This window comes from Paenibacillus sp. sgz302164, from assembly GCF_056120505.1.
On sequence record NZ_JBVYOL010000012.1, the window covers coordinates 140441 to 166179 of the forward strand.

At 49.1% G+C, this 25739-nt stretch carries 26 protein-coding genes and 1 riboswitch; all 26 genes read right to left on the minus strand.

Annotated features, from left to right (window positions below; genetic code table 11):
• Nucleotides 1-2 precede the first annotated feature (2 nt).
• The 26 genes from AC0LWT_RS20610 to sleB all read right to left on the minus strand — a co-directional run bounded on the left by AC0LWT_RS20610 (nucleotide 3) and on the right by sleB (nucleotide 25642).
• A complete protein-coding gene (locus AC0LWT_RS20610; RefSeq protein ID WP_474683144.1) occupies nucleotides 3-806 on the minus strand; it encodes a HoxN/HupN/NixA family nickel/cobalt transporter in 804 nt (267 codons plus the stop codon).
• A gap of 19 nt (nucleotides 807-825) precedes the next feature.
• Nucleotides 826-1014: riboswitch (cobalamin riboswitch) on the minus strand.
• Between the two features lie 165 nt (nucleotides 1015-1179).
• Nucleotides 1180-1650, minus strand: a complete 471-nt coding sequence (locus AC0LWT_RS20615) for a low molecular weight protein-tyrosine-phosphatase (protein ID WP_474683145.1) — start codon at nucleotides 1648-1650, stop codon at nucleotides 1180-1182.
• Nucleotides 1647-2381 carry a phosphonate ABC transporter ATP-binding protein gene (locus AC0LWT_RS20620; RefSeq protein ID WP_474683146.1) on the minus strand — a complete coding sequence of 245 codons (735 nt, stop codon included), beginning with the start codon at nucleotides 2379-2381 and terminating at the stop codon, nucleotides 1647-1649. The genes AC0LWT_RS20615 and AC0LWT_RS20620 overlap by 4 nt, the downstream gene beginning before the upstream one ends.
• A gap of 117 nt (nucleotides 2382-2498) precedes the next feature.
• Complete coding sequence (locus tag AC0LWT_RS20625; RefSeq protein ID WP_474683263.1) at nucleotides 2499-2915, minus strand: YlbF/YmcA family competence regulator; 417 nt, start codon at nucleotides 2913-2915, stop codon at nucleotides 2499-2501.
• Between the two features lie 82 nt (nucleotides 2916-2997).
• Entirely contained in the window at nucleotides 2998-4479 is a 1482-nt protein-coding gene (gene miaB, locus AC0LWT_RS20630; RefSeq protein WP_474683147.1) for a tRNA (N6-isopentenyl adenosine(37)-C2)-methylthiotransferase MiaB, read from the minus strand.
• A gap of 159 nt (nucleotides 4480-4638) precedes the next feature.
• Nucleotides 4639-5211 carry a phosphate propanoyltransferase gene (gene pduL, locus AC0LWT_RS20635; protein WP_474683148.1) on the minus strand — a complete coding sequence of 191 codons (573 nt, stop codon included), beginning with the start codon at nucleotides 5209-5211 and terminating at the stop codon, nucleotides 4639-4641.
• A gap of 76 nt (nucleotides 5212-5287) precedes the next feature.
• A complete protein-coding gene (locus AC0LWT_RS20640) occupies nucleotides 5288-6154 on the minus strand; it encodes a 2-oxoacid:ferredoxin oxidoreductase subunit beta (RefSeq protein WP_474683149.1) in 867 nt (288 codons plus the stop codon).
• Nucleotides 6142-7890, minus strand: a complete 1749-nt coding sequence (locus tag AC0LWT_RS20645; protein ID WP_474683150.1) for a 2-oxoacid:acceptor oxidoreductase subunit alpha — start codon at nucleotides 7888-7890, stop codon at nucleotides 6142-6144. Before AC0LWT_RS20645 ends, AC0LWT_RS20640 begins: the two co-directional genes overlap by 13 nt.
• A 195-nt stretch (nucleotides 7891-8085) precedes the next feature.
• Nucleotides 8086-9042 carry a dipeptidase gene (locus AC0LWT_RS20650; RefSeq protein ID WP_474683151.1) on the minus strand — a complete coding sequence of 319 codons (957 nt, stop codon included), beginning with the start codon at nucleotides 9040-9042 and terminating at the stop codon, nucleotides 8086-8088.
• A gap of 75 nt (nucleotides 9043-9117) precedes the next feature.
• On the minus strand, nucleotides 9118-9378 hold the full coding sequence (locus tag AC0LWT_RS20655; protein WP_005550495.1) for a stage V sporulation protein S: 261 nt from the start codon (nucleotides 9376-9378) through the stop codon (nucleotides 9118-9120).
• A 114-nt stretch (nucleotides 9379-9492) separates the two neighbouring features.
• Nucleotides 9493-10287 carry a TIGR00282 family metallophosphoesterase gene (locus tag AC0LWT_RS20660; RefSeq protein ID WP_474683152.1) on the minus strand — a complete coding sequence of 265 codons (795 nt, stop codon included), beginning with the start codon at nucleotides 10285-10287 and terminating at the stop codon, nucleotides 9493-9495.
• A 93-nt stretch (nucleotides 10288-10380) separates the two neighbouring features.
• Nucleotides 10381-11922, minus strand: a complete 1542-nt coding sequence (gene rny / locus AC0LWT_RS20665; protein ID WP_474683153.1) for a ribonuclease Y — start codon at nucleotides 11920-11922, stop codon at nucleotides 10381-10383.
• A gap of 389 nt (nucleotides 11923-12311) precedes the next feature.
• Nucleotides 12312-13010, minus strand: a complete 699-nt coding sequence (locus tag AC0LWT_RS20670; protein ID WP_474683154.1) for a regulatory protein RecX — start codon at nucleotides 13008-13010, stop codon at nucleotides 12312-12314.
• A gap of 70 nt (nucleotides 13011-13080) precedes the next feature.
• Entirely contained in the window at nucleotides 13081-14124 is a 1044-nt protein-coding gene (gene recA, locus AC0LWT_RS20675) for a recombinase RecA (RefSeq protein WP_474683155.1), read from the minus strand.
• Nucleotides 14125-14296: 172 nt separating this feature from the next.
• Complete coding sequence (locus AC0LWT_RS20680) at nucleotides 14297-15547, minus strand: competence/damage-inducible protein A (RefSeq protein ID WP_474683156.1); 1251 nt, start codon at nucleotides 15545-15547, stop codon at nucleotides 14297-14299.
• Between the two features lie 37 nt (nucleotides 15548-15584).
• Complete coding sequence (gene pgsA, locus AC0LWT_RS20685) at nucleotides 15585-16172, minus strand: CDP-diacylglycerol--glycerol-3-phosphate 3-phosphatidyltransferase (RefSeq protein WP_474683157.1); 588 nt, start codon at nucleotides 16170-16172, stop codon at nucleotides 15585-15587.
• Nucleotides 16169-17497 (minus strand): 30S ribosomal protein S12 methylthiotransferase RimO, encoded by a 1329-nt coding sequence (gene rimO / locus AC0LWT_RS20690; RefSeq protein WP_474683158.1) that lies wholly within the window; start codon nucleotides 17495-17497, stop codon nucleotides 16169-16171. The genes pgsA and rimO overlap by 4 nt, the downstream gene beginning before the upstream one ends.
• 127 nt (nucleotides 17498-17624) lie before the next feature.
• Nucleotides 17625-18116 (minus strand): YajQ family cyclic di-GMP-binding protein, encoded by a 492-nt coding sequence (locus tag AC0LWT_RS20695; protein ID WP_474683159.1) that lies wholly within the window; start codon nucleotides 18114-18116, stop codon nucleotides 17625-17627.
• A 138-nt stretch (nucleotides 18117-18254) separates the two neighbouring features.
• Nucleotides 18255-19142, minus strand: coding sequence for a helix-turn-helix domain-containing protein (locus AC0LWT_RS20700; RefSeq protein ID WP_474683160.1), 888 nt, complete (start codon nucleotides 19140-19142; stop codon nucleotides 18255-18257).
• Between the two features lie 48 nt (nucleotides 19143-19190).
• The gene (locus AC0LWT_RS20705; RefSeq protein WP_474683264.1) at nucleotides 19191-19934 is read right to left on the minus strand and encodes a DUF3388 domain-containing protein; all 744 of its coding nucleotides are present in this window, start codon (nucleotides 19932-19934) and stop codon (nucleotides 19191-19193) included.
• A gap of 126 nt (nucleotides 19935-20060) precedes the next feature.
• Complete coding sequence (locus AC0LWT_RS20710; RefSeq protein WP_474683161.1) at nucleotides 20061-20891, minus strand: hypothetical protein; 831 nt, start codon at nucleotides 20889-20891, stop codon at nucleotides 20061-20063.
• Between the two features lie 121 nt (nucleotides 20892-21012).
• Complete coding sequence (locus AC0LWT_RS20715) at nucleotides 21013-21264, minus strand: DUF3243 domain-containing protein (protein ID WP_474683162.1); 252 nt, start codon at nucleotides 21262-21264, stop codon at nucleotides 21013-21015.
• A gap of 126 nt (nucleotides 21265-21390) precedes the next feature.
• On the minus strand, nucleotides 21391-22140 hold the full coding sequence (gene ymfI / locus AC0LWT_RS20720) for an elongation factor P 5-aminopentanone reductase (protein WP_474683163.1): 750 nt from the start codon (nucleotides 22138-22140) through the stop codon (nucleotides 21391-21393).
• A 2-nt stretch (nucleotides 22141-22142) separates the two neighbouring features.
• On the minus strand, nucleotides 22143-23429 hold the full coding sequence (gene yfmH, locus AC0LWT_RS20725) for an EF-P 5-aminopentanol modification-associated protein YfmH (RefSeq protein ID WP_474683164.1): 1287 nt from the start codon (nucleotides 23427-23429) through the stop codon (nucleotides 22143-22145).
• Nucleotides 23430-23432: 3 nt separating this feature from the next.
• Nucleotides 23433-24713 carry an EF-P 5-aminopentanol modification-associated protein YfmF gene (gene yfmF, locus AC0LWT_RS20730; RefSeq protein WP_474683165.1) on the minus strand — a complete coding sequence of 427 codons (1281 nt, stop codon included), beginning with the start codon at nucleotides 24711-24713 and terminating at the stop codon, nucleotides 23433-23435.
• A gap of 146 nt (nucleotides 24714-24859) precedes the next feature.
• Entirely contained in the window at nucleotides 24860-25642 is a 783-nt protein-coding gene (gene sleB / locus AC0LWT_RS20735) for a spore cortex-lytic enzyme (RefSeq protein ID WP_474683166.1), read from the minus strand.
• Between the last annotated feature and the right edge of the window lie 97 nt (nucleotides 25643-25739).

Consider the following 25739-nt stretch of genomic DNA (forward strand, 5'->3'; position numbering starts at 1 on the left):
CGCTAACTGAGCGAACGCGATTCCTGTTTGGCACGTATCGTGACGAACACGAAGCAAAGCAGTAAAAATACAAAGATGCCGATGCCGACGATTTCGAAATCGAGTTCGGCCCACGGATTGAAAAACGTAAAAGCTTCGTAGAACGAAACCCCGTAAGCAAGAATGACGATCACCCATCCGATCAGCCTTGAAGCCGACTGCCCCAGCTTTCCGGAATGATGAATCATCCGGTAAGCAATCAGCGAATCCAGCGTATCGGTCAGCATCATCCCGAACATAAACACAAGCCCCAAAATAACGGGCATGTATTCGATTTTATTGCTTGCGGCAATCGCCCAAACGGACGTTTGGCTAATCGTTTCGGCAGCCAATGCGAAAATCGCGCCTACCAAAATAATTAAAAAAGGATTGGTTGTCCCTTTGGCGACTTTATCGATAAATTTCCCTTTGTATCCTTTAATTTGAAAGCTCTCGTTTTTGTATTTCGAACGCAGAAGATTATAAATATTGATCGTTCCAATGAGGAAAAGCGACAATATCGAAATCCATGTTGCGAAAGTATCGAAGTAATCGGGAAACTCAAAATCTTTGATGAACATCCCCAAAACAATCGCCATACTGGCCACTACCGCCCCATGGCCAAAAGAAAACAAAGTGCCTACCCATCTGGCGATCGGGCTTCCCATCCGCCAATTATAACGGGTTTGTCCGTCAATAAAAGCCAAATGATCCGCGTCCAAGCCATGACGCAATCCCAAAGCAAAAACAAGAAAAATAAGCGATACGGTTGACAATGTACTCACCATTCCTTTTCTCCGAAGGCATTTTAAGGTGTACGGATAGGTAGGTCTTCTGGCTCCCGGATCAATGCTTCTCTTCAGTCTTCCCCAGCATGCGGCTGAGTGACGTTATTGAAGAAGGCTCCCCGGTTACAGCGGCGGGACCGCTCGGGAGTTGCACCCGATTCCCTGTTACCCCTTGCTTGGCAAGGGCACCTGGCCGTAAACGTATTTGGTTGTGAGATAAACCTCTATCGAGGTCTTTCGAAGATGAGCGACCGCGTTTAGAGGTAGGTTTATTCGCCAATAAGAATGTGTTCTACGCGCTTTAGCGCTGTAAAGAACTTATACATTCTTATGTGGTAAAAAACGCGCAATTTTCAGGACGTCCGAGGCTAGGCTATATGCCTTCCCTGCTTCGGATAAAAGCGAAAAGGCGCTCGCAGCTGCTGTCGACCATCTCGTACACTTCTTCAAAATTGCCTGTGTAGTACGGGTCGGGGACGTTGCCGCCGCCCTTATCCGGGGCAAACTCCAACAGTTTATGAATGGAGGCGCCATGTGCATCCGGAGCAAACGATTTTAAATTCGTTATGTTGCTGTCATCCATGGCAATGATATATGTAAACTGTTCAAAATCGTCTGCCTTCACTTGCCTTGCGGTCAGTCCGTGATGATCGATGCGGTGACGGTCCAAAATTCGTCTCGTTCCCTGATGCGGCCGCTCTCCGGTGTGCCAGTCCCCCGTGCCCGCGGAATCAACAACGATACGCCCATCCAGGCCGGCCTGCTTCACTTTATGGCGAAAAACAGCCTCAGCCATAGGCGAGCGGCAAATATTGCCCAAGCATACGAATAGCACTTGAATCATGGCGCACCGAAAATAAGCTGTTTTTCTCGCATCGTAAGCCCTCTGGCAGGGATGTCAAGTACGATTTTGCCTTCCGCCAATCCCCAAATCCGCGTTGCGTACCGCTCCGCGAGCTCGACCTGGTGCAGCGCGGCGATGACCGTCAAATTGCTTTCCTTGCATAAGGATCGCAAGTCGTTCATGATGTATTCCGTCGCTTTCGGATCCAGGCCCGACACCGGCTCGTCGGCGACCAGCACTTTAGGTCCATGGATGAGCGCTTTCGCGATCGCAACCCTTTGCTGCTCGCCGCCGCTTAATTGGCTAATTTTTTTATCGCCTTTGTCGAGCAAGCCTACTTTTTCCAAATAGTCCATCCCGATAACATGCTCATCGCGTGAAACGGCTCCCGTTAAAATACGGATCGGCGTTTGATAAAATTTCCCCATCATGACATTCTTGATAGCGCTTTTATTTCTATTCAACGCCGGCTTTTCCTCAAGAAAAGCGAAATCTTTGCCGAGCTTCCATCGATCCAACAGCCCTGGCGTCGTAATATCGTTCGACTGGTAGATGAGCTGGCCGGACGTCCATTTTTCCTGGTGGCTGATGCAGCGCAGCAGCGTCGTTTTCCCGCTGCCGCTCCCTCCCACCACTGCGATGAATTCTCCTTCATCGACGCGAAAGCTGATCTGAGACAGCACTTTATTGTCCGGCGGATAAACTTTGCTTAAATTTCGTACCGTGATCATGACACCGTCTCCTTAACATTGTGCTCAACATGAACTTGAACCCGTAAGCTATTGGCAAAAATCGCCCATCTAGCGGCATCTGGCCTGACAAGAGGGCGATTTTCGGTTTCATTCACTTTATTCGCTGCAGCTGCTCGGACTCGACGCTTGGCCCGCTTCCACGTTGATTTTATCCGAAATCGTATCGCGGACGACCGACATGACAAGCTGAAGCAAATAGTTAATGTCTTCCTGAGACTGTTTAAATTCGCTCACGATAGGAATCCCGTCCAGCTCATCCTGCAATTCATCGATCTCTTTCTCGATTTTATCCACCATTTTGGCGTTTTGAAACTTCTCGAAAGCGACGATTTCCTTTTGCTTTTTCTTGATTCCGCTGATCAGCTTTTGAATATGCTCATTACCGGAAATTTTTTTCTCCGCTTGCTGGTAAAACTGCACCTCGTTCGAAGTCGTCAGCAGTTCCGCAAGCTCTTTCGCTTTGGCCAAAATATCCTCACGAACAATTAATTCCGTATTCGTATAATGCTCCATTTCAAACGCATGGGGATGATGGTGACTATGTTCCGACACGACTGCACGCTCCAATCTTCAACCTCACTATTGACAAATCATTTTATATGGACATCTTTAGCGGCGCTTCCACGATTTCGCCTTTCAGCACCCAAGTCTGCGCATGAGTGATTCGGACATGAATCAATTTACCGTACAAATCCTTAGATCCCGTAAAATGAATCAGCTTATTGGTCCGGGTGCGTCCGGCAAGGACGTCCGGGTTGTTCTTGCTCTCCCCTTCGACCAATACTTCCACAATTTCACCCTGCAGCTTCTCGTTGCTTAATTTGCTGTATGTGTTAAGCAATTCGTTCAGGCGGTACAAGCGCTGTTTCTTAACGTCCATTGGCACGTTATCTTCCATGCCCGCCGCCGGCGTACCTTCGCGAGGCGAGTAGATAAATGTGAACGCGGAGTCAAACTCCACTTCCTTTACCAAGGAAAGCGTATCCTCAAACTGCTCGTCCGTTTCGCCGGGGAAACCGACGATAATATCCGTCGTCAATACGGCACCCGGTATCGCCGTTTTAATTTTGCGAACCAGTTCCAAATATTGTTCCCGGGAATACTTGCGGCTCATTTTTTTCAAAACTTCCGTATTCCCCGATTGGACAGGCAAATGAATGTGCTCGGCCAAATTGCCGCCTGTGCCCAACACTTCCACCAAATGATCGTCAAAATCCCGAGGATGCGAAGTCGTGAATCTTATCCGTGGCACGTCGATCTTCCGGATATCGTTCATCAAATCGGCAAACGAATACGACATATCCTCGAAATCTTTGCCGTATGCGTTCACATTTTGACCGAGCAGCGTGATCTCCTGAAAACCGAGACGTGCCAGATCCCTCACCTCGGCAAGGACGTCCTGCGGCTTTCTGCTTCTCTCTTTACCGCGTGTATAAGGAACGATGCAGTACGTGCAAAACTTGTCGCATCCATACATGATATTCACCCAAGCCCGGATTCCTTCCCGCTTCTTGGGCAAATTCTCGACGATGTCGCCTTCCTTGGACCAAACCTCAACAACCATTTCTTTGTTGAAAAAAGCGTCCCTCAGCAAGGTCGGCAGGCGATGAATATTGTGCGTGCCAAAAATCAGATCGACAAAAGCGTGCTTTTGCATAATCCGGTTGACAACCGCTTCCTCTTGAGACATGCAGCCGCATACGCCAAGAACAAGTCCCGGCTTCTCAGCCTTAAGAGCTTTCAAGTGCCCAAGCTCGCCAAACACTTTGTCTTCCGCGTTCTCTCTGATCGCGCAGGTGTTGAGCAAAATGACATCGGCCTGGTACTTGTCTTCGGTAGATTGGTAGCCCATTTGCTCCAGCATGCCCTTCATCACTTCGGTATCATGCTCGTTCATCTGACAGCCAAAGGTGCGAATCAAATAAAATTTATTTGTGCCGAACTCCTGCATCTCCTCAGGAATGGTGAAATCATAATGAACGGCGATCTCTTCTTTTCCGCGCTTCTTGGCATCTGTCAATGAAGGAGGCTGAAAATATTGGGAATAATCCTTGACGGATTTCGCATTGTTAGCCATTTTCCTTACTTCCTCCTAAGAGCTCCCCTAGTGGAAAGCTTTCTTCGTAAGCTTGCACTGCACATGCTCTATAAATGTAAACATGTAGATATTATTATACCATTATAGATGTGCATAGACAAAAGGAAAATGGCGTATTCGTGAAAATGACGAATTTTCCTAATCCAGCAGTTCCGCAAAATCGCCGGTCTTGACGCCCGATGCATTTCCTTCGTCCGTGTCAATATGCATATCGAGCGCAAATTGGTCGGAAACTCTGGCAATGACGTCTTCGAATATTAAAGGGCGCTCCCCGTTCATTTTGACGCGCAGCAATTGCTTGTCCGCGATGCCCCATTTTTCCGCATCTGACGTATGTAAATGAATATGTCTCGCAGCTACGATGACACCGCGTTCCAGATCGACTTCTCCCTGCGGTCCTACAACTTTCAGACCCGGAGTTCCTTCAATATTTCCCGACTCGCGCACTGGAGGGTTGACTCCCAGAGAGAACGCATCCGTACGCGATACTTCGATTTGAGTTTGGCTGCGCGCCGGACCCAAAATGCGCACTTTATCGAATTTCCCCTTCGGACCGATCACCGCAACGGTCTCTTCCGCCGCGTACTGTCCGGGCTGGGATAAAGGCTTCATGCTTGTAAGCTGGTAGCCTTGTCCGAACAAAAGTTCGATATGCTCTTGGGATAAATGAATATGGCGAGCCGAAATGCCTACGGGAACTAATTTACTCATCGAAATCGTCCTCTCTGTTTACCGCCCAATAAAAAGGACACACGGAGGATCCCCGTATGCCCTTAAGGTGCAGTTGTTATTTAAATTCTGCAAGCAGCTTTTCGAATTCCGCTTCGGAAATCTTCATATTCTGTTTCGCAAGACCTTCCTGCGGGAAGTTTGGAACCATATCTTCATAGCTCTTTTTAGCTGTGTTCTGATATATTATACCAGTCAACATGCTGTGTGTTTCCATGATTTTTGTCATAGCCATAACGCGGTTCGTCGGATCGTAGTCCGGAATTTCGTCCAGGTCTACGATGTTTTCTTTGAACCAGTCATAAGTATTTACTTTATTGAACGTTACGCAAGGGCTGAATACGTTAATCAAAGAGAAGCCTTTGTGATTCAATCCCGCTTCAATAACGGCAGTCAACTGTTTCAAGTTGCTGGAGAACGATTGCGCTACGAATGTCGCTCCGGCAGCCATCGCTACTTCAAGCGGAGACAGCGCGGACTCAATGGAACCTTGAGGCGTGCTTTTCGTTTTGAAGCCTTCGGCGCTTCGCGGCGAAGTTTGGCCTTTGGTCAAGCCGTAGATTTGGTTGTCCATGACGATGTAAGTAAGGTCGATGTTACGACGGATAGCATGTACGGTATGTCCCATACCGATTGCGAAGCCGTCCCCATCGCCGCCCGAAGCGATAACCGTCAGATCGCGGTTCGCCATTTTTACGCCCTGCGCGATTGGCAGGGAACGTCCGTGAATACCGTGGAAACCGTATGCGTTGATGTAACCGGAAATACGTCCGGAGCATCCGATACCCGAAACAATCGCCAAGTTTTCCGGCTCTAAGCCTACGTTAGCCGCCGCTCTTTGAATCGCCGCCTGTACGGAGAAATCTCCGCATCCCGGACACCAGTTTGGCTTTACATTGTTGCGAAAATCTTTTAACGTTGCCATGCGAGGGTCAACTCCTTACATTTTTGTTCAATTTCGGCCGGCAAGAACGGATTGCCGTTATATTTAAGAACGTTTTTAATTTTATCGGCGTAACCGACATGCAGCTTGATTTGATCTGCCAATTGACCTGTCGCGTTGTTTTCTACGACGATAACGGTTTTTGCTTTCTCGAGATAAGGAGCAAGCTCAGCCGCAGGGAACGGATGAAGCAGACGAACCGTAGCATGGTTGGATGTGATGCCCTCTTTGGCAATACGGCTTCTTGCTTCGTCGATCGTACCGCCTGTGGAACCCATGCCGATAATCAGCAGGTCCGGATTCTCGTGCGGAGCATCGACTTTGATCGCGTCCGTTACTTGAATGTTTTTCAGCTTCCCAAGACGCTTATCCATCATTTTTTGACGGTTGTCGGTGCTTTCCGAAGGGCGGCCCGTTTGATCGTGCTCAACCCCTGTAACGTGGTGAAGACCGTGTTTCGTTCCTGGAAACACACGCGGCGAAATGCCGTCAGCGGTAAATTCATAGCGTTTGAACAATTGATTTGCTTCAACCTCAGGAGCATCGGTAACAAGATTTCCGCGATCGATCACGATGCGGTTGTAATCCAACTGCTCGGCGGACTGCTTGCCCAAGGACAATTGCAGGTCCGTTACCAGAATGACCGGGCATTGGTATTTCTCAGCCAGGTTGAAAGCTTCAATCGTATCATAGAAGCATTCTTCGATCGTGCTTGGAGACAGCACAATTTTCGGAATTTCGCCGTGAGTTCCGTAAATCATAGCGTTGATATCGGATTGCTCTTGTTTCGTAGGCAGACCCGTACTTGGACCGCCGCGCTGCGTATCTACGATAACGACAGGCGTTTCGGTCATGCCGGCAAGACCGATTGCTTCCATCATCAAGGAAAGACCGGGACCTGCGGACGCAGTCAGAGCGCGCACGCCGCCGAAGTTGGCGCCGATAGCCATCGTACAAGCTGCGATCTCGTCTTCGGTTTGAATGACGGTACCGCCGAATTTAGGCAGCGCTTTAATCAAGTACTCCATAACTTCCGAAGCAGGCGTAATCGGGTATGCAGGCATAAACCGGCATCCGGCTGCCACAGCTCCGAGCGCGATAGCGTCGTTGCCGATCATGAACAGCTTTTGCTTGCCGTCCGCAGGCTCCAATTGGAACTCTGGAAGCGGGCCCCCTGCCAGTTGAAGAACGGATTCAGCGCCTTTGCGGACAGCTTCAATGTTCTTCTCGACTACAGCAGCTCCCTTACGGCCAAATTCTTCCTCAACCGCTTTATTAAACACATCGAGCGGCAATCCCAACAATGCCCAGGATGCGCCGGATGCAGCCATGTTCTTGAACAGGGATGTTCCCAGCTCTTCCGCAATTGCAGTGATCGGAACAGGGAACAAACGAGCGTTAATTCCTTCCGGTAAAACCGGGTTGAATTTGGCATCCGCCACGATTACTCCGTTGTCACGAAGCTCGTGTGCGTTGAAATCGATACTTTCTTGGTCAAAAGCGACCAGAATATCCAAATCGTCCGAAATTGCGCGAATCGGCTTGGTGCTGATGCGAATCTTGTTATTTGTATGTCCCCCCTTAATCCGCGAAGAGAAATGACGGTACCCATACAAATAGTAACCGAGACGGTTCAACGCTGTAGAGAAGATGCGGTCTGTACTTTCGACCCCTTCCCCCTGCTGACCTCCGATTTTCCAAGATAACTGACTAATCACCGTGCGTCCACTCCTTTTGATTGTAGCTGCATGAAGACAACAAAGGGTAATACATCATTAAAGTTGAATAATGCTATAAAAAAAATCTTTCAGTTGTCAACCAAATTTTATGCCTTTGTAAAGGAAAAAGCAAGTGGTTTGAACAAATCTAAAACATAGAGTTTTTAGATGAAATCCATATCAATAATAGAACGTTTATTTCGCCGAGCCAGGCAGGTTCGAAACCAGGAAATTCCGCCAATTCCCATACAAAAACCGCTCGACTTGAGCCGCGTTATAGGTTTTGCATAAAGCTTCAATTATATTTTCATATTTGCCTGCGTGCTCCAATCCGGAAACCCATTGTTCAATACCGTCGAAGTCCGAGCCGAAGCCAACGTGCCGTTCGCCGCCAAGGGAACAAATATGGTCGATGTGCATCAAAAGCTGGCTAATCGTCACTGGCGAACGTTCATTCACAAAATAGGGTACAAACGTAACCCCGATTTGTCCTTTCTTTTGAATGATGGCGGTGATTTGATCGTCTGATAAATTTCTTGGATGGGGACAAAGCTTGACAACATTGGAATGAGAAGCTATGAAGGGCTTCCCGTACAGTTCAGCCAATTCCCAAAAGCCTTTTACCGACAAGTGGGATACATCAGCTATTATGTCCATTGTTTCTAATTCTTTGAGCATCGTTTTTCCTCTCCACGTAAATCCGCCTTTGCGCGGCTCCATCACCCCATCTGCCGCCCAGTTTGCATAATTCCATGTAAAACCGATACTTCTTACGCCCAAATGATACAAAATACGCAGGTATGTCATATTGCCATGCAGCGCATCCAAACCTTCCAGCGTTAAAATTGCCCCGATCCGGTTGCCCTGTTCCACTTCCAGCAAATCATTAACGTTGTTAATAAATTTCATTTGCGGGTTGTCGGCAATTTTTTTGTGAAACAGGTCGACCATCTGCAAAACATGATCAAATGTAGGGTGCTTGATTTTATCCGTCATATACATGGCAAAGCACTGGATCTTGACTCCGGCTTTCAAGAGCCGCGGATAACTGACGTCCAGTTCCCTCTCTTCTTTGAAAAAATCGAGCTTCGGGTTCAAAAACAGCTTCGTAATTGCGTCGCAATGGCCGTCGATAATTCTCACCGTTCTCATCCTCCTTCGTTTGTAAACATAAAAAAACCTGTCTACGATGTAAACAGGCGTTGGTTTGTATGTAATGAAACGATTTTACCGAGGCTCTACAATCAATTTGATGGCTGTCCGATCTTCCCCGTCGATCACGATATCAGTGAATGCTGGAACACAGATTAAGTCAACCCCACTAGGCGCAACAAATCCTCTTGCGATAGCTACAGCTTTAATGGCCTGGTTGAGCGCGCCTGCGCCAATAGCCTGAAGCTCCGCCGCTCCACGCTCGCGTAACACGCCAGCCAATGCACCTGCTACGGAGTTTGGATTGGATTTTGCTGAAACTTTTAATACTTCCATGAAAAGTACCTCCTCGGGAATGATGGATAGATTCCAGTAACCATCATATTCTAGAGGTTCTCTAAAAATTCCTCCTGCTGTAGACGGAACTTTCGAAAGATTTAGAATTTTTCGTCAATCTAAGAAAATTTGATCTTCGTCATAGCGGATAAGCTGAATACCGTTAGCAAGTCCGGTTTGATCGTTGAGTTCGATAACGACGGCATGGAAATGCCACTTTCCTTCATCCGTCACAAACCGAACGGGAAGCTGCGTTTTAAACTTTTGCAGAACAGCGTTACGTTCCATACCTAATATACCGTCCCGCGGGCCAACCATGCCGACGTCCGTCACATAAGCGGTCCCTTGCGGAAGGACACGGTTATCGTTCGTTTGCACATGCGTGTGGGTCCCGACTACAGCGGATACCCGGCCATCCAGGTGCCAGCCCATCGCAATTTTCTCCGAAGTAGCTTCCGCGTGAAAATCGACAAAAATAAATTTATGTTTCTTTTTGCTGTTTTCAATAATTTCATCGACTTTGCGAAACGGACAATCGATGGGCGGCAGAAACGTTCTTCCTTGAAGGTTGATAATAAGCAGTTCCTGATCCTTCACCTTGATCACCGTATGCCCCCGACCGGGCGTTCCGGGCGGAAAATTAGCCGGTCTGACCATTTTTTCATCCCGGTCGATGAAATCGAACACTTCTTTCTGATCCCAGGTGTGGTTGCCCATCGTAAGCGCCTGAATGCCCAGCTCATACATATCTTTGGCGATAGCCGCCGTAATCCCTTTGCCTGCGGCCGCGTTCTCTCCATTCGCTATAAACACTGCGTTCGGATGTGCGCTTTTCAGTCTCGGCATGACCGCCTTGATCGCTTTTCTTCCAACAGATCCAACGATATCTCCTATGAATACAATTTTCATATCCGTTCTCCTCTTGTGCTCAATAAAATAAGAAAAACCTCTAGGGAGTCGTTCAAAGATGAGCGATCCCGATAGAGGTATGTTAACCCAATATTATTTTGCGTACTCCACAGCTCTCGTTTCACGAATAACCGTAACCTTGATATGACCCGGATAATCGAGTTCACCCTCGATTTTCTTCGTAATATCGCGGGCTAAGCGGAACGCTTCGGTATCATCCACTTTTTCCGGTTGAACCATTACGCGCACTTCACGGCCTGCTTGAATCGCGTATGATTTCTCAACGCCTTCAAACGACTCGGAAATTTCTTCGAGCTTCTCCAACCTCTTGATGTACGTCTCCAGCGTCTCTCTGCGCGCCCCCGGTCTTGCCGCAGACAACGCATCCGCCGCTCCGACCAGCATGGCAATGACGGAAGTAGCTTCCACATCGCCATGGTGGGATGCGATACTATTGATAACAACTGGATGTTCTTTGTATTTCTTCCCGATTTCCACGCCGATCTCAACATGAGATCCTTCGACCTCATGATCAAGCGCTTTACCGATGTCATGAAGCAGCCCGGCACGTTTCGCCAAAGTTACGTCTTCCCCGAGCTCTCCAGCCATCAGACCGGCCAGATAAGCTACTTCCATTGAATGTTTCAGCACGTTTTGGCCGTAACTTGTTCTGAATTTCAGTCGACCCAAAATTTTGATCAAGTCCGGATGCAGTCCGTGGACACCTACTTCAAACGTTGCCTGCTCTCCGTATTCACGAATGCGCTCGTCCACTTCTTTGCGCGACTTCTCCACCATCTCTTCGATGCGTGCCGGATGAATACGTCCGTCTGCAACTAATTTTTCCAAAGATGTGCGGGCAATCTCACGGCGAATTGGATCAAAACCCGATAAAATGACCGCTTCCGGCGTATCGTCTATGATGAGGTCAATACCCGTCAATGTTTCGAGAGCGCGAATATTACGGCCTTCACGTCCGATGATGCGGCCTTTCATTTCTTCATTCGGCAAAGTAACCACGGAAACCGTCGTCTCCGCCACATGATCGGCAGCGCACCTTTGAATGGCGAGCGTAATGATTTCTCTAGCTTTCTTATCGCCGTCTTCTTTGGCTTGCTGTTCGATTTCTTTAATCAATTGCGCCGTTTCATGGCGGACTTCCTGCTCTACGTTGGTGAGAATGATGGTCTTCGCTTCTTCCATAGTGAGACCGGAAATTCGCTCCAGTTCGGCGACCTGGCTTCTATAAAGCTGATCGATTTGTCCTTGCGTATCCTCGATTCGCTTCTCCTTGTTGGCTACTTGCTCTTCTTTACGCTCGAGAGATTCTAATTTTTTATCCAGCGATTCCTCTTTTTGCAACAATCGTCTCTCTTGTCGTTGTATTTCGTTTCGACGTTCACGAATGTCTTTTTCAGCTTCGGACCGCAACTTATGCACTTCGTCCTTCGCTTCCAGAACCGTTTCTTTTTTCAGCGCTTCCGCTTCCTTCTTAGCAGCTTCCCGAATTTGTTCTGCCGCTTGTTCGGCGCTGGAAATTTTCGCTTCTGCAAGAGATTTGCGGATAAAATAACCAATCCCTAAGCATGCAGCTCCAACAAAGAGAACGATCGCGATCCAGATGAAAGGCTCCATCTTGTTCACCTCCTCGTTGGTTTCTCCAAGGTGTTAGCTTGGGATTCCTTCGGTTTTTTAATCCGATTTTTAATTGTTAGGCAAAGTACGTACACCCCATACTCCCTGAAAAGCATGGCTCAAAAGTAATGCGCACTGTGTGTATGCGGCACATTAGTGCTCATCATTCATAACCAACAGCGTATAAATTGGCGATTTCTACAGCTGCTGCATCAAAACCAAACAATTTCTTATGATTTTGAATCCTTATGAAAATATACAATAGTTATTGTATCTTTTGTCAAAGAAGCTTGTCAAGCGATTGTCCATTAAAGCTTACATAATCCTGTTTGATATAAGGAAACCGAGATATCTTTTTAACTACATTAACCATGCGATCATTCATGCAGCTAAATATCTTCCTCCCATACTTCATATTCTTCTTCCTCCGTCTCCTCCTCATGATGATTTTGTGAGAGCACGGCCAGCGTCCTGCTGACGATCGAATTCGTAAAGCCTCTGCGCAGCAAGTAAGCTCCCGTCTTCCTTTTGCGGTCCAATAGCGTGCCTGATGTTTGCTTCCATTTATTTTGCCCGAGCTTCAGAGCCCCCTGGAGTTCCTCATCCGGATCGATAGCCTCCATAGCGTCCTTGACCAATTCTTTGCTGACTCCTTTTTGCTGGAGCTCCTGACGAACGAGATTGCGTCCCTTTTTCTGTGAATAGATCCGATGTTCCGTCCACATTTTGGCGAACTCTTCATCATTTATATAATTTTGCTGCTTTAGAAGCTCGCACGTCCATTCAATCACGGCCTGTTCAATGCCCTGCTCTTTCAGCTTGCGCTTCACTTCACTGGTGGAATGCGGACGTCTGCCTATCATGCGCAGCGCTTTCATATAGGCCTGGTTCCGCTCCTCGTCCTCAAGAATCGAGGCCGTTTGCTCGGGATGAATCGGCTCTCCTTTGAGAAGGCGATGCTTGATCATGATGTCCTCATGAACTGAGAACGCATATTCATCGTTAATAAAAATATTGTATCGATGCCTGCTCCGCTTCTGCTTCTCCACCATTGTAATTATAAATAGCTGCTGTTCCCCGCCGTTCAACTTTTAACCCCCTGACTAAAAACGAAAGCACCTTAACGCGAGGTTAAAGGTGCTGCCGTTAAACGCTTCATTATTCGAATGCCAATTCGGCTTCTTCCTCTTCATCATCTTCGTTGGGCCCGGTCACTTTAATCAAGTTGCTGTTATCCCGGATTTTCAACTCAATGCTGTCGGCAATGGCTTTGTTCTCCTTGAGGAACTGCTTCGCATTCTCGCGTCCCTGGCCAAGTCTTTCACCCTCAAAAGAGTACCAAGCTCCGCTTTTGTTAACGATATCCATTTCCGTTCCGATATCGATAATGCTGCCCTCGCGGGAAATGCCTTCACCGTACATAATATCAATCTCCGCTTGTTTGAACGGCGGAGCCACTTTGTTCTTAACCACTTTGACCTTGGTCCGGTTGCCGACCATGTCGTTGCCTTGTTTGATCGTCTCAATGCGGCGAACATCCAGACGAACGGAAGAGTAGAACTTGAGTGCGCGCCCCCCCGGAGTCGTTTCCGGGTTCCCGAACATAACCCCCACCTTCTCGCGAAGTTGGTTAATGAAGATCGCGATCACCTTCGACTTGTTAATGGCGCCAGACAGCTTGCGAAGCGCCTGGGACATCAAACGGGCTTGAAGCCCTACGTGAGAGTCGCCCATCTCGCCTTCGATCTCGGCTTTAGGCACGAGAGCGGCTACGGAGTCAATGACGATGATGTCTACGGCGCCGCTGCGCACCAGCGCTTCGGCGATTTCCAAAGCCTGTTCGCCCGTATCCGGCTGGGAGAGCAGCAGTTCATCTATGTTGATGCCTAATTTGCTTGCATACAGTGGGTCCAAAGCGTGCTCGGCGTCGATGAACGCTGCTTGTCCGCCGACCTTTTGCACTTCGGCGATAGCGTGCAGAGCAACCGTCGTTTTACCGGAAGATTCGGGTCCGTACACTTCGATAATTCTTCCGCGCGGAAATCCGCCGATTCCGAGTGCGATATCAAGAGCAAGCGATCCGCTCGAGATCGTCTCGACCTGCATATGTGTGGATTCTCCGAGCTTCATGATGGAGCCTTTTCCGAATTGTTTTTCGATTTGACGCAATGCATTTTCAAGTGCGGCGCGACGATCTGTCAAAACACTCACTTCCTTTTATCATTATAGGTATATGATAACTTGTTTTGGAGTGTTTGCCAAGCATTTTTTCGAACATACATTCGTTTTTTCTGCGAGCAAACAAAAAACCGCAACAAAGTTATCGCTTTGCTACGGTTCTTCCGTTAACGTATTCTTACATTATACGCGAAACCTAGCTCTCTTTCAACAGTTTCCATAAGTGGTAAAGCGCGCTCTTCGCCGCCCTCAGCTTGATCATTTCCCGATTGCCGGAAAGCTTGAGCGGAACGACCTGGGTTTCGCCTCCCTTGCGGGCCACGCCTACGTAGACGAGCCCAACGGGCTTGCCTTGGGAAGGGGAGGGCCCGGCAACTCCGGTAACCGCCACTCCCCAATCGCTGCCTGCCGCATCGAGCAGATTACGGGCTAACAAAGAAGCCGTTTCTTCGCTTACAGCGCCGGGAGCGCCGTCGCCCTCCAGCACCTCCACCGGCACGCCCAGCAGCTTGTGCTTGAGCTCATTGGAGTAGCAGATGATGCCGCCCATGAACGATTGCGAGCTGCCCGGCACAGCCGTAATCAGGTCGCTCAGCAAGCCTCCTGTGCAGCTCTCCGCTACGGCAAGCGTCATTTTTTTCTCGCCCAGCATCCGCAGAACGACCGCCTCAAGCGGCACATCCTCCTCGGCGTAAATGAACTGCCCCAACCGATGCCTGATCTCCCGTTCGACAGCCTGAAGCTTGCGCTCGCCTTCCGCCGCTTCCTGCGCCCGGGTCGTCAGGCGGATCGTCACTTCCCCTTCTTTGGCATAAGGGGCGATCGTCGGGTCCGTCTGATTGGCGATCAAATCAAGCAGTTGGTGTTCCAGGTTCGACTCCCCGATCCCGGCAAAGCGGAGCATTTTGGAATACAAAGGCACTTCGTCCGTCATGACGTTCCTGAGCCAGGCTGCGGCGTAGTTCGAGAACATCGGCTTCATTTCTTTCGGAGGGCCGGGCAGCAGGATGAAATGCGTGCCTTCGTGCGTCAGCGCGACACCGACTGCGAGCCCGGCATCGTTCTGCAGCGGATCGCTGCCCTCCGGCATGAGCGCTTGTCTGCGGTTGCTCTCAACCATCGGTATTCCCCTGGAAGCGAACATCTCCGATATTTTATTCATGGAAGGTTCATGAAGAATAAGCTTACGTCCTATGTATGCGGCCAGAACATCCTTGGTCAGGTCGTCCTGGGTCGGGCCCAGTCCGCCCGTACAGATAACGACATCAGCCCGCGAAGACGCCAGCTTGAGCGTATCCAGCAATCTCTGTTCGTTATCGCCGACGACCGTTTGATAATAAATATCGATCCCCAAGCCGGCGCATTCGGTAGACAAAAATTGGGCGTTCGTATTGACGATTTGCCCCAGCAAAAGCTCGGTTCCAACAGCTACGATTTCAGCTTTCATAAGCCATCCTCCCAAATGGAAAAAACAATAGGTTCCCCTATTGCGTCTTTTCCGAAAAGTCTATGACATGTTTGTTCTTGACAAAATATTCAATGCCGGAGTACAGCGTAATGATCGCTGCAACCCAACTGGCAATCACATCAAAGGGGAAATCCAAAAACGTGAATGGAAAATTGTTGATAAGCAAAGCAATAATGGCCGTGATTTGCGCAGCCGTCTTGGCTTTCCCCCATTTGCTGGCCGCCATCACCGTTCCTTCCAAAAGCGCAATCTGGCGAAGGCCAGTAACTGCCCATTCGCGGCTGATGATCACGATGACGATCCAGGCGTCCACCTTGCCCATTTCGACCAAAGAGACGAGCACCGCTGTGACCAGAAGCTTATCCGCGAGCGGATCGAGCAGCTTGCCCAGATTGGTGACCAGCTTGCGCTTTCGGGCTATATAACCGTCCAGGCTGTCCGTGCTTGCCGCAATAATGAAGATCAGAGCGGCAATAATCTGATTGTAGGTAATGCTGAATTCCTCAATCCGAATATGCGGAAACTTCACCTTGATCAGCAAAAAAAACATGATGATCGGAACTAGTAATATCCTCGCCACAGTGATGCGATTGGCCAGGTTCATGCAATAACCTCCCCGGACAAATCAAACTCAAAGGAATGCGTAATACGAACCTTGGTCATTTCTCCGATGTTCAGTTTAGCATTGGCAACGAAAACCTCGCCATCAATTTCAGGAGCGTCAAATTGCGAACGGCCTACATAGACATCGCTTCTGCCGTCGTAACGCTCGATCAGCACTTCAAGCTCTTGACCGATCCGGCGTCCGCCGCGGAGATTCGATATTTCGCGCTGAATTTCCATCAGCGTATTCGCACGATATTCTTTCACATCATCAGGCACTTGATCCGGCAACCGGGATGCAGGCGTATCTTCTTCCTTGGAATACGCGAACACGCCGAGCCGGTCGAATTCCATCTCGCGGACAAACTGCTTCAGGTTCTCAAAATCCTCATCCGTTTCCCCCGGGAATCCGACGATTAGAGAAGTCCGCAGCGCCACGTCCGGGATGCGCGCGCGGATTTTGCGCACCAGCTCGCGGGTATCCTTTTGGCGGCCCGGTCTGCGCATCCGTTTCAAAATCGAGTCCTCGCTGTGCTGCAGAGGCATATCGATATATTTGCACACTTTGGGATTGCTTGCAATCGTTTCAATCAGTTCATCCGTAAAAAATCCGGGATACGCGTAGTGCAGGCGCACCCATTCGATGCCGGGTACTTCGCTCACTTTGTCCAGCAGCGCAGGCAGCATAAAACCATCGTACAAATCCGTACCGTAGTTGGTCGAATCCTGGGCGATGAGGCTGATTTCTTTAACTCCCTGGGAAGCCAGTTGGGCTACTTCGGCGAGGATCGATTCGATGCTTCGGCTGCGGAACTTGCCGCGCATGATCGGGATGCTGCAAAACGTACAGGCGTTATCGCAGCCTTCCGCAATTTTCACATAAGCGGTGTATCGGGGGGTCGTCACTTGTCTTGGCAAATCGGCATCATAGTTGAAAACGGGATTGCCGACCATAATGGGCTTCTTACCGCGGAGCGCTTCGTCTACAATGTGATTGATTTTATCGAAATCGCCTGTGCCGACGATGCCGTCAATCTCCGGCATTTCTTCCATCAGTTCTTTTTTGTACCGCTGCGTCAAGCATCCCGAAACAATCAAAGCCTTCAACTTGGCGGTCTGTTTCAACTCGGCCATATCGAGAATCGTATTGACCGATTCTTCCTTCGCCGCATCGATAAAACCGCATGTATTGACGATAATCACCGTGGCTTCTTCCTTGTTATCAACGAGTTGAAAACCGCGGCCGTGAATTAATCCAGCCATAATCTCGGAGTCGACCAAATTTTTCTCGCAGCCGAGTGTCACTACTTTAACCTTTTCCGTCATGAAAGAAACAACCTCCAGATAGTCCTAACCATTCTTTACAAGTATAATACATGCCCCATAGGGTGTCAAAAAAACAAACCCCCCTTGCAAGGGGGGCGTTCCGAGGCTGCGCCGAGCACGCGCACGTCTATTTGAGATTCACGAATTGCAGATCGAGCGGAATCTCCGCCTTGCGCAGCAGCGCTATGACGGCCTGCAAATCGTCTTTGCTTTTTCCCGTGACCCGGATTTGGTCGCCCTGAATTTGGCTTTTTACCTTCAGCTTGGAGTCGCGGATCAAAATGTTGATTTTTTTGGCGTTCTCCTGATCGACCCCCTGCTTCAGGCTGATGCGCTGCCTTACAGTTGAAGACGCCGCAGGCTCGACTTTGCTGTAATCGAGGTTTTTGATCGAAATACCGCGCTTCGTCATTTTAGCATGTAAAATATCCAGCACGTTCTGAAGCTTGAATTCGTCGTCCGAAACGACGACAAGCTGGTCTTTCTCCAGCTTAATGCTGCTCTTGCTGTTTTTAAAGTCAAAGCGGGTTCCGATTTCTTTCTCCGCTTGCTGAATTGCGTTGTTAAGCTCCTGCATGTCCACCTTGGACACGATATCGAATGAACTTTCCGAACTCATACCTGCAACATCCTTTCCATGAAATTACATAAGCATTATAGCAAGAAGCGGTATAAAAAGAAACATCCTTCAGCCGATTGGGCAAAGGATGCTCGCGTTGGATTCATTACCCGGGAAAGCGCAGGAAGCGGCAAAAAGCTAGCTTTTTTGCAGGTTGAGCTGCACTCTCTTCGGATTCGGCGTATCGCCTACAGGGATAACGGTTCCATTCACGGTCAGCTCGACGGCGCTCGCGGCTCCAATATTCAAATAGGCGGAACTGTCGATTTCAAAGGAATCGGTGTCGTTATTGTTGTAGGTTTTTTGTCTAAGCATGTCTCTTTTGCTGCCGTCGGTGAGCGCATCGACGCGAATCCAGCACTGCGCGCCGGTGATTTTCAATTGGATGTTCAGCTTGGGGCTGTTCGTGATCGTATAGTTGTCTACGCCCTTCTCGTTGCTGCTGAATTTGACTTGGGCGACTGCCGGCGGAGTCTGAACAGGCGTGGGCGTAGGCGTGGCAATCGTCTGTACGGGAGTGTTCGCCGCGGCATTGGCGCCTGTGCCTCCGGACTTCGTTCCGGCTGTCGGATCGGAAGAATCCGTAATTCTCGGCGATTGTGTCTGAGCCGGATTGTTTTCCGTAGGCGTTGTTTTATGATTCTTATAGGTGTAATAATAGACAATCCCGGAAATCAAAATGATAAAGCTGACAAACATAACGCTGGACGCCCAGCGGCTGATCTTCTCCGTTTGGCGAACATTGGAACGTCTTTTCCGTATCGTATCGACAACAGGCGGTTCGGATTCGGGGGAGGGATTTGTAGTCTGGTACATCTTCAGCACTTCGTTCGGGTCAAGTCCGACCGCTTCCGCGTAGCTCTTAATAAAAGCGCGAACATAGAAGCTGCCGGGCAGTACTTTGTAATTGCCCTCTTCAATCGCTTCCAAATAGCGCTTGCGTATTTTGGTAACTTCCTGTAAATCATCCAAAGATATTTTTCTGTCCATGCGCGCTTTGCGCAAAATAAATCCTAGATCGGACACAAGTTCACCTCCCCGTAACTGTTGTATGTATGTTTGACGTTCATTCCGCTAAAAAGGTTCTATATTGTAGGTAAAGGAATCATAGTTAATCTCTTCGTCAGGACTGTTGCGAAGCTCGATAATATAGTCAAAATGATTATAAGTATATTCGGATTCTTTGATAAATATATCCGGGTGTTCAATGACTTTCGTCGAAGGCATCGCCATAATTTCCTGCAGCAGGCTGTAGTGCTTTTCATTGGAACGGATCGTGGATACGATTCCGTCAATAATAAAGACGTTGTTCGGCGTCATTTCATCTTCGGAAAGCTGGCTGCGGACCGTCTGCCTAAGCAGCGTGGAAGACACGAAAGTCCAGCGCTTGTTGGAGCATACGCTTCCGGCGATGATCGATTCGGTTTTGCCGACCCGGGGCATGCCGCGAAGACCGACCACCTGGTTGCCTTCTCTTTTGAAAATTTCGCCGAGAAAGTCGACCAGCAGCCCTAATTCGTCGCGTGTAAAGCGAAAAGTCTTGCGGTCGTCGGAATCTCTCTCGATATAGCGGCCGTGCCGAACCGCCAAAATATCAACGAGCTTCGGCGGCCGCAGCGCCGTAATAGTAATATTATCTACTTTTTTCAACATTTTACCCATCAAATCGATTTTCTCTTCATCGTTCGTTTGCAGCAGCATGCCGCGGGTTCTGTCTTCAACACCGTTAATGGTAACGATATTAATATCCAGCATCCCCATCAAGGATGCAATATCGCCCAGCAAACCGGGACGGTTCTTATGAATCTTATACTCCATATACCACTCTTTGACGTCCAATCGTTCCACCTCATCACAAAGTCAGTAACAAATCGTTACTCCGTTAAAATATATTTCTACAATATTCGATAAAATCCTTCTAAATACCTGAATGAATATAATTTTTCATTTCATCTTTAGTTCTTTAAGCTCTTGTTGATTATATACAATGGTTCCATTTTTCCAAGTTCGTTGGGTCATCGCCGCCAAACGGTCAGCCATGATCACATCCCAATTCAGCTCGATTGACCAAGCATTCGTTAAATCCATCACTTGAACTTGCGATCCGATCGATTTAGCTTTTTGCACAAAAGTTTGATCCACCGGTGTGTAATAAACGACCCAATTGGAGCCGTGATGCCTGACTTGATAGGATAACTGCTGATACCATTGCTCATTGTTGTCAAGCAGCACGATATGGTCCGCTTCTTCCGAAGGCGCCCATTCCGAAGGAATCGGACTGTCGGCGCGCGTTACCCATTCGATCGACGAACGCTGCAAGAGCAGATCGTTAACCCATTTATTTTTGAGTGAATCCACTTGATTCGGATCGACGGTCAATAGCGCAGCTTTGTCGGAACTGACGCCCGAAGCGCCACCGACGAACAGATTGTCTTGGAGCAGCGTCCATTTGCCGGACAATTTGCTTGGATCCATAACAGCAGGCGCCGTTGCGATCAAATCGTTTCCGGCTACATATATGTAATCATAAGTCCTTGATTTCAATTTATTAACGACTTGATCATCCAATGCCGGCAAATCTTTGACCCACTCAAAAGCGATGCCATTCGTTTCTCTCCATTGCAAAAGCGCGGCGCCGATCGATTGCTTGGCGGCATCCGATAAGCTTGGGCCCGTAAGCATAAGCACGGACAGCTTCTTGTCCAAAAGCTCCTGCTTAATGACGGGCATTCCCCGGTTTCCGCAGCCGGTCAGCCATACACACAGCATAATCATACATAAAGCATACCTTCGAAGTAACATACGCTAACGGTCCTTTCTTATCAATAAAGCATGCAAAAGCCTCCGAAGCGGGAGGCTTTCACACGGTGCATCCTATTGAATTGTAAATCGGTTGTTAGCCTTTGTCCACTAGTTTTACCATGAGGCGGGCAAGCGTGCGTTTTTCCTCTTCGTTCCCCGCATCCCACAGCTCTTTCAACACGCGTTCTTGCGTATTTTCCGGATCAATTTTGTTGGACAGAAACTCGCCGATTTGAAAAGCAAGCTTGCTGATGGTCTCTTCGCTCATCCCCGCATGCTCGGCCTGGTTTACGCGTTCAGCCAAAAATTCTTTCCACTTATCAAATACTTTAAGTACAGTAGCCATGTTTTGAGAGCCTCCTTTTATCGATGAGAATAGGTCATTACAAGAAGTAATATGCCTTTCTCCTCAAGGAAATATACGCGAGGCTCCGGGCGCGTCCGAATGGTAAAAAGATGATGAATAAGTGCGTTACGTCAGCCAGCCGCCGTTGGGACTAATGATCTGTCCTGTAATGTACCCGGACTCGGGGAGTGCCAAAAAGTACACCAGAGAAGCGATCTCGCCCGGAAGCGCGAACCTTCCGGCGGGAATTTCACTTTCCAGCGCCGCCTTCTCTTCGGCTTGAAAGCCGGACATCATGACCGTGTCTACGGCCCCGGGAGCAACCGCGTTCACCGTAATGCCGGAAGGAGCCAGCTCCTTGGCCAGCGCCTTCGTAAAAGCGTTCATCCCGCCTTTGGCCGTCGAATACACGACCTCGCACGAAGCTCCCGATATCCCCCAAATGGACGAAACGTTAATGATCCGGCCGTATTTTTGCCGGATCATCGACTGCATGAACGACTGCGTGCACAGGAACGCGCCCTTCAAGTTAGTATCCATGATCATATCCCAGTCTGCTTCGCTAATATCGGAAAGCAGCCCGTAATGAGCGATTCCGGCATTGTTTACGACAATATCGGGAACCATCTCCCGCCGATCCAGCTTTTCTTTCATTTTCGAGATTTGATCTTTGGAGCGAATATCGGCTGATATTGTCAGCACTTTAGCCCCGTGTTTCATGCACGTTCTTGCGACTTCGTTCGCCGCTTCATGCGACTCTTTGTAATGGATGACGACATTCATCCCTACCGATGCGAAGCGTTCGGCGATCGCCGCGCCGATGCCTCTGCTCGCTCCGGTAATCAAAACCGTTTGTTCGGTGAACGGTTTTGCCATGTTCACGACTCGCGGCGGCGCACAATCGAAATGGCCAGCCTGTTCCAGTCAAAATGTTCGCGGAACCTGCGGTTAACATCTTCCAGCGCAATGCTTTCGTAAGCCGGAAGAATGTCGAACAGGTCGATTCCTTTGAAACGGTATTTCGTAAATTCGTTGGCGATCGCTTCCGGGGAGTTCATCGTGCGGAGGAAGCTTCCGATCTTCTTTTTCCGGCTCCGCTCGAACGCCGCGCTGTCCAATCCCGCTTCTTTGCGCTTGTCGACTTCCTCCCGAACGCGGGCAACGAGCAGTTCCGGATCTTTCGTATCGCCGCCCAAAATCGAAAACGCGTAATCTTCGCCGATGTTGTACTCATGGCCGAAATTATCCGAAATCAGCTGTTCGTCGTATAAGGACTGGTAAATGTCCGAGCTTGAGCTGAACAAAATATCGAGCATCAGCTTGGTCGTCAATTCTTTGACCAACAGCTCTTTGCCGTTCACTCCCGGCGCCGGCTCTTTGAGGCCGAACAAACATTTCGGTAGCGAAACAGGCAGCCAGGTAACTTTTTGCCGTTCGTTCACCTGCAAAGGTTCTTCCTCAAAAAAGCGCCGGATCTCGCCTTGGGGAGGGAACGTTTTCCCGGCTTGATTTTCCTTAACCACGTTAATGATTTCCTGCGGATCTACGCCTCCGACGATAAACAGGCTCATATTGCTCGGATGGTAGAACGTGTTATAACATTCGTACAGCGTTTCCTTCGTTATTTGCGCAATGGATTCCACGGTGCCTGCAATATCGATATGAATCGGATGCTTCGCATACATCGCTTCGATGAGCCCGTAGTAGCTTCTCCAGTCTGGATGATCCCGGTACATGTTGATCTCCTGGCCGATGATTCCTTTTTCCTTTTCCACATTTTCATCCGTGAAATAAGGGTTTTGCACGAAATTAATTAATGTCGTTAAATTTTTCACGATTTGATCGGTCGATGAAAACAAATAGGCTGTGCGGTCAAAGCTTGTAAACGCATTGGCGGAAGCGCCCTGCGTCGCAAAGCTGGCAAAAACGTCCCCTTCGGGCTCCTCGAACATTTTATGCTCCAAAAAATGAGCGATTCCGTCGGGAACTGTGACTTCGTCTTTACCTTCCACCTGAAAATGGTTGTCGATCGATCCGTACTTCGTCGTAAAGGTTGCATACGTTTTCTGGAACCCTTCTTTCGGCAGTATGAACACACTCAAGCCGTTCGGAAGCTGTTCGTGATACAACGTTTCATTCAACTGTGGGTAAGGAATGGCTTCCATCGCTTACTCTCCCTTCTGATCCCGCAAAAAGTATATCGTGTCAAGCTGCACCTGTTTCGCTGCCTGGGCGATCGCCGCAACGTCAACCCCTTCCACCGCTTCAATAAGCGAGGGAACCGTGCGCTGTTTGCCCGAAAGAATCGCATTGAAATCGAATGAAATCAGCTCGAACGCCGAATCCTGCAATTCGCGCAATTGATTGGAGATCATCGCCCGCGTCTGGCTCATCTCCGTCTCGCTGATGTCCCCTTGTTCCATCCCATGAAGCTGCTTCCGAATGATGTCTACGGCCTTTTCATAATTCTGGATTTCAATCCCGGATTGGAGGGTAATAATTCCTTTATGCCCGTCAAACCGGGACGATGCGTAATACGCCAGACTCGCTTTCTCGCGGACGTTGATAAACAGCTTCGAATGCGGATAGCCACCCAGCACTCCGTTGTACATCAGAGCTACGGGGTACTGCTCATCTTTGTACGAAATGTTGGCGCGCAGCCCCATGTTCAGCTTGCCTTGGTTCACATCCAGTCGCTCCACAACGGTTCGCACTTCGCGGGATGAAGCCGTGGAAGCGTTCGTCACATACCCGGCATCCTGGCTTCTTTCCACCTTGAACGCCTGCTTGACGATAGACTCCACTTCTTCCAAAGTCGTATGTCCGACTACGTAAATGTCCATTGGCGCATTTTGCAGCCACTGCTTATATTGTTCGTATAAAGATTCCGCAGTAATACCGTGCAAATCATCAATTTTGCCAAGCGCATGAAGGCGATAAGGCTCGCCTTGGCACATTTCCTCGATACAACGCTCTGCCGCGTAGCGGATTTTATCGTTGATAACCGCTTCGATCCGCTTTTGCAGCGTCTGTTTTTCGGAATCGACATATTTGCCGCGGAAACGCCCGTTCTCAAGCGCCGGCTTCGTCAGCGTCCCGCCGACAAATTCAAGCCCTTTCTTCAGTAAAGATTCATTCGAGGAAACGAACCTGTCGTTGATGATGTCCATGCGAAGCTGCACGATCTGGTAGTCGCCTCGCTTGTAGATGTCGAAGCCGAAGCCGGCTCCGTACAATTCGTCCAAATACTCGCGAAATTGCTTCGTTTCCGGGTGAAGCTCCGTCCCCCTTCTCAGCACAAAAGGAGTCAAAGCCGTATCCGTCACCGTATCTTCCGATAGCGGGCGGCCTATGTATACCGAAATGGCAAACGTTTTGAATTGATCTGTAGGCAGCACATGAAGACGAATGTGGTTCCAGGTGCTCCGCTCAAATTGTACACGCTTCAAAGGTCCCTCTCCCTTCCAGTTTCCAAGATATGCATCCATTATATTCCGATACAAACAGGAGAAGCAACCGCAGCCGGCTCCTTCTCCTCAGTCACACCTATTTGACTACACCCGCTCAACTTCGAAACACTTCCTAGAGGTTTATCTCATTTGCAAAAAATGTGCTTGCCGATCCGTTTTACCTGCGGTCTGCTCCAAATCCAAGCGGACGTCGCCGTATCCGGGTTAAAGTAGTAAAGGCAGCCCCCAGAAGGGTCCCATCCGTTAATGGCGTCTTTCACCGCTTTTTTCGAGGACTCGTTGGGCGTCAGCCAAATTTGTCCGTCGGCAACGGCTGTAAAAGCGCCCGGCTGGAATATGACACCCGATACCGAGTTCGGGAAGCTCGCGGATTTGACCCGATTCAAAATGACTGCGGCCACCGCCACTTGACCGATGTAAGGCTCGCCCCTGGCTTCGCCGTTAACGGCATTGGCCATCAAGTTGATGTCCTGCTGCGAGAACCCCAAATTATTGGACGGCGTCAAATTGGCCGGTGCATTGCCCGCTCCTGCGTTTCCGCCGCCTCCGCCACTGTTTGCTGTGCCTGCCGGAGGCGCTGAAGACTTCCAGTCCTTAGTAGCTTCCCACAGCTTAAGCTTTGTTTTGGGACCGACAATGCCGTCAACCTGCATGCCGAATTCGCCTTGAAATCTTTTGACGGCGGTTAACGTTCTGTATCCGAAGTCCCCGTCGATATTGCCACCGTAAAAGCCGATGAACTTCAGCCTTCCTTGCAGTTCATAAACATCCGTTCCGGTAGCTCCATATCTGATTTCGTTTTTGCTGAACGTCTCCTCGGAAGGCGGGCTGGACTGGTTCTTTAATTGCAATGCGGTAAACAACACGAAAACGATGCAGAATGTCAGAACGATTAGCCTTTTGTTCATTCCCCTACTCAACCTCTCTTTTCATATAGCAGCCTTTTCTTGCTTATTATGAGAAAGAGAGTCTGCGATTATGCACAAAAAAACACTCCCGGTTAAA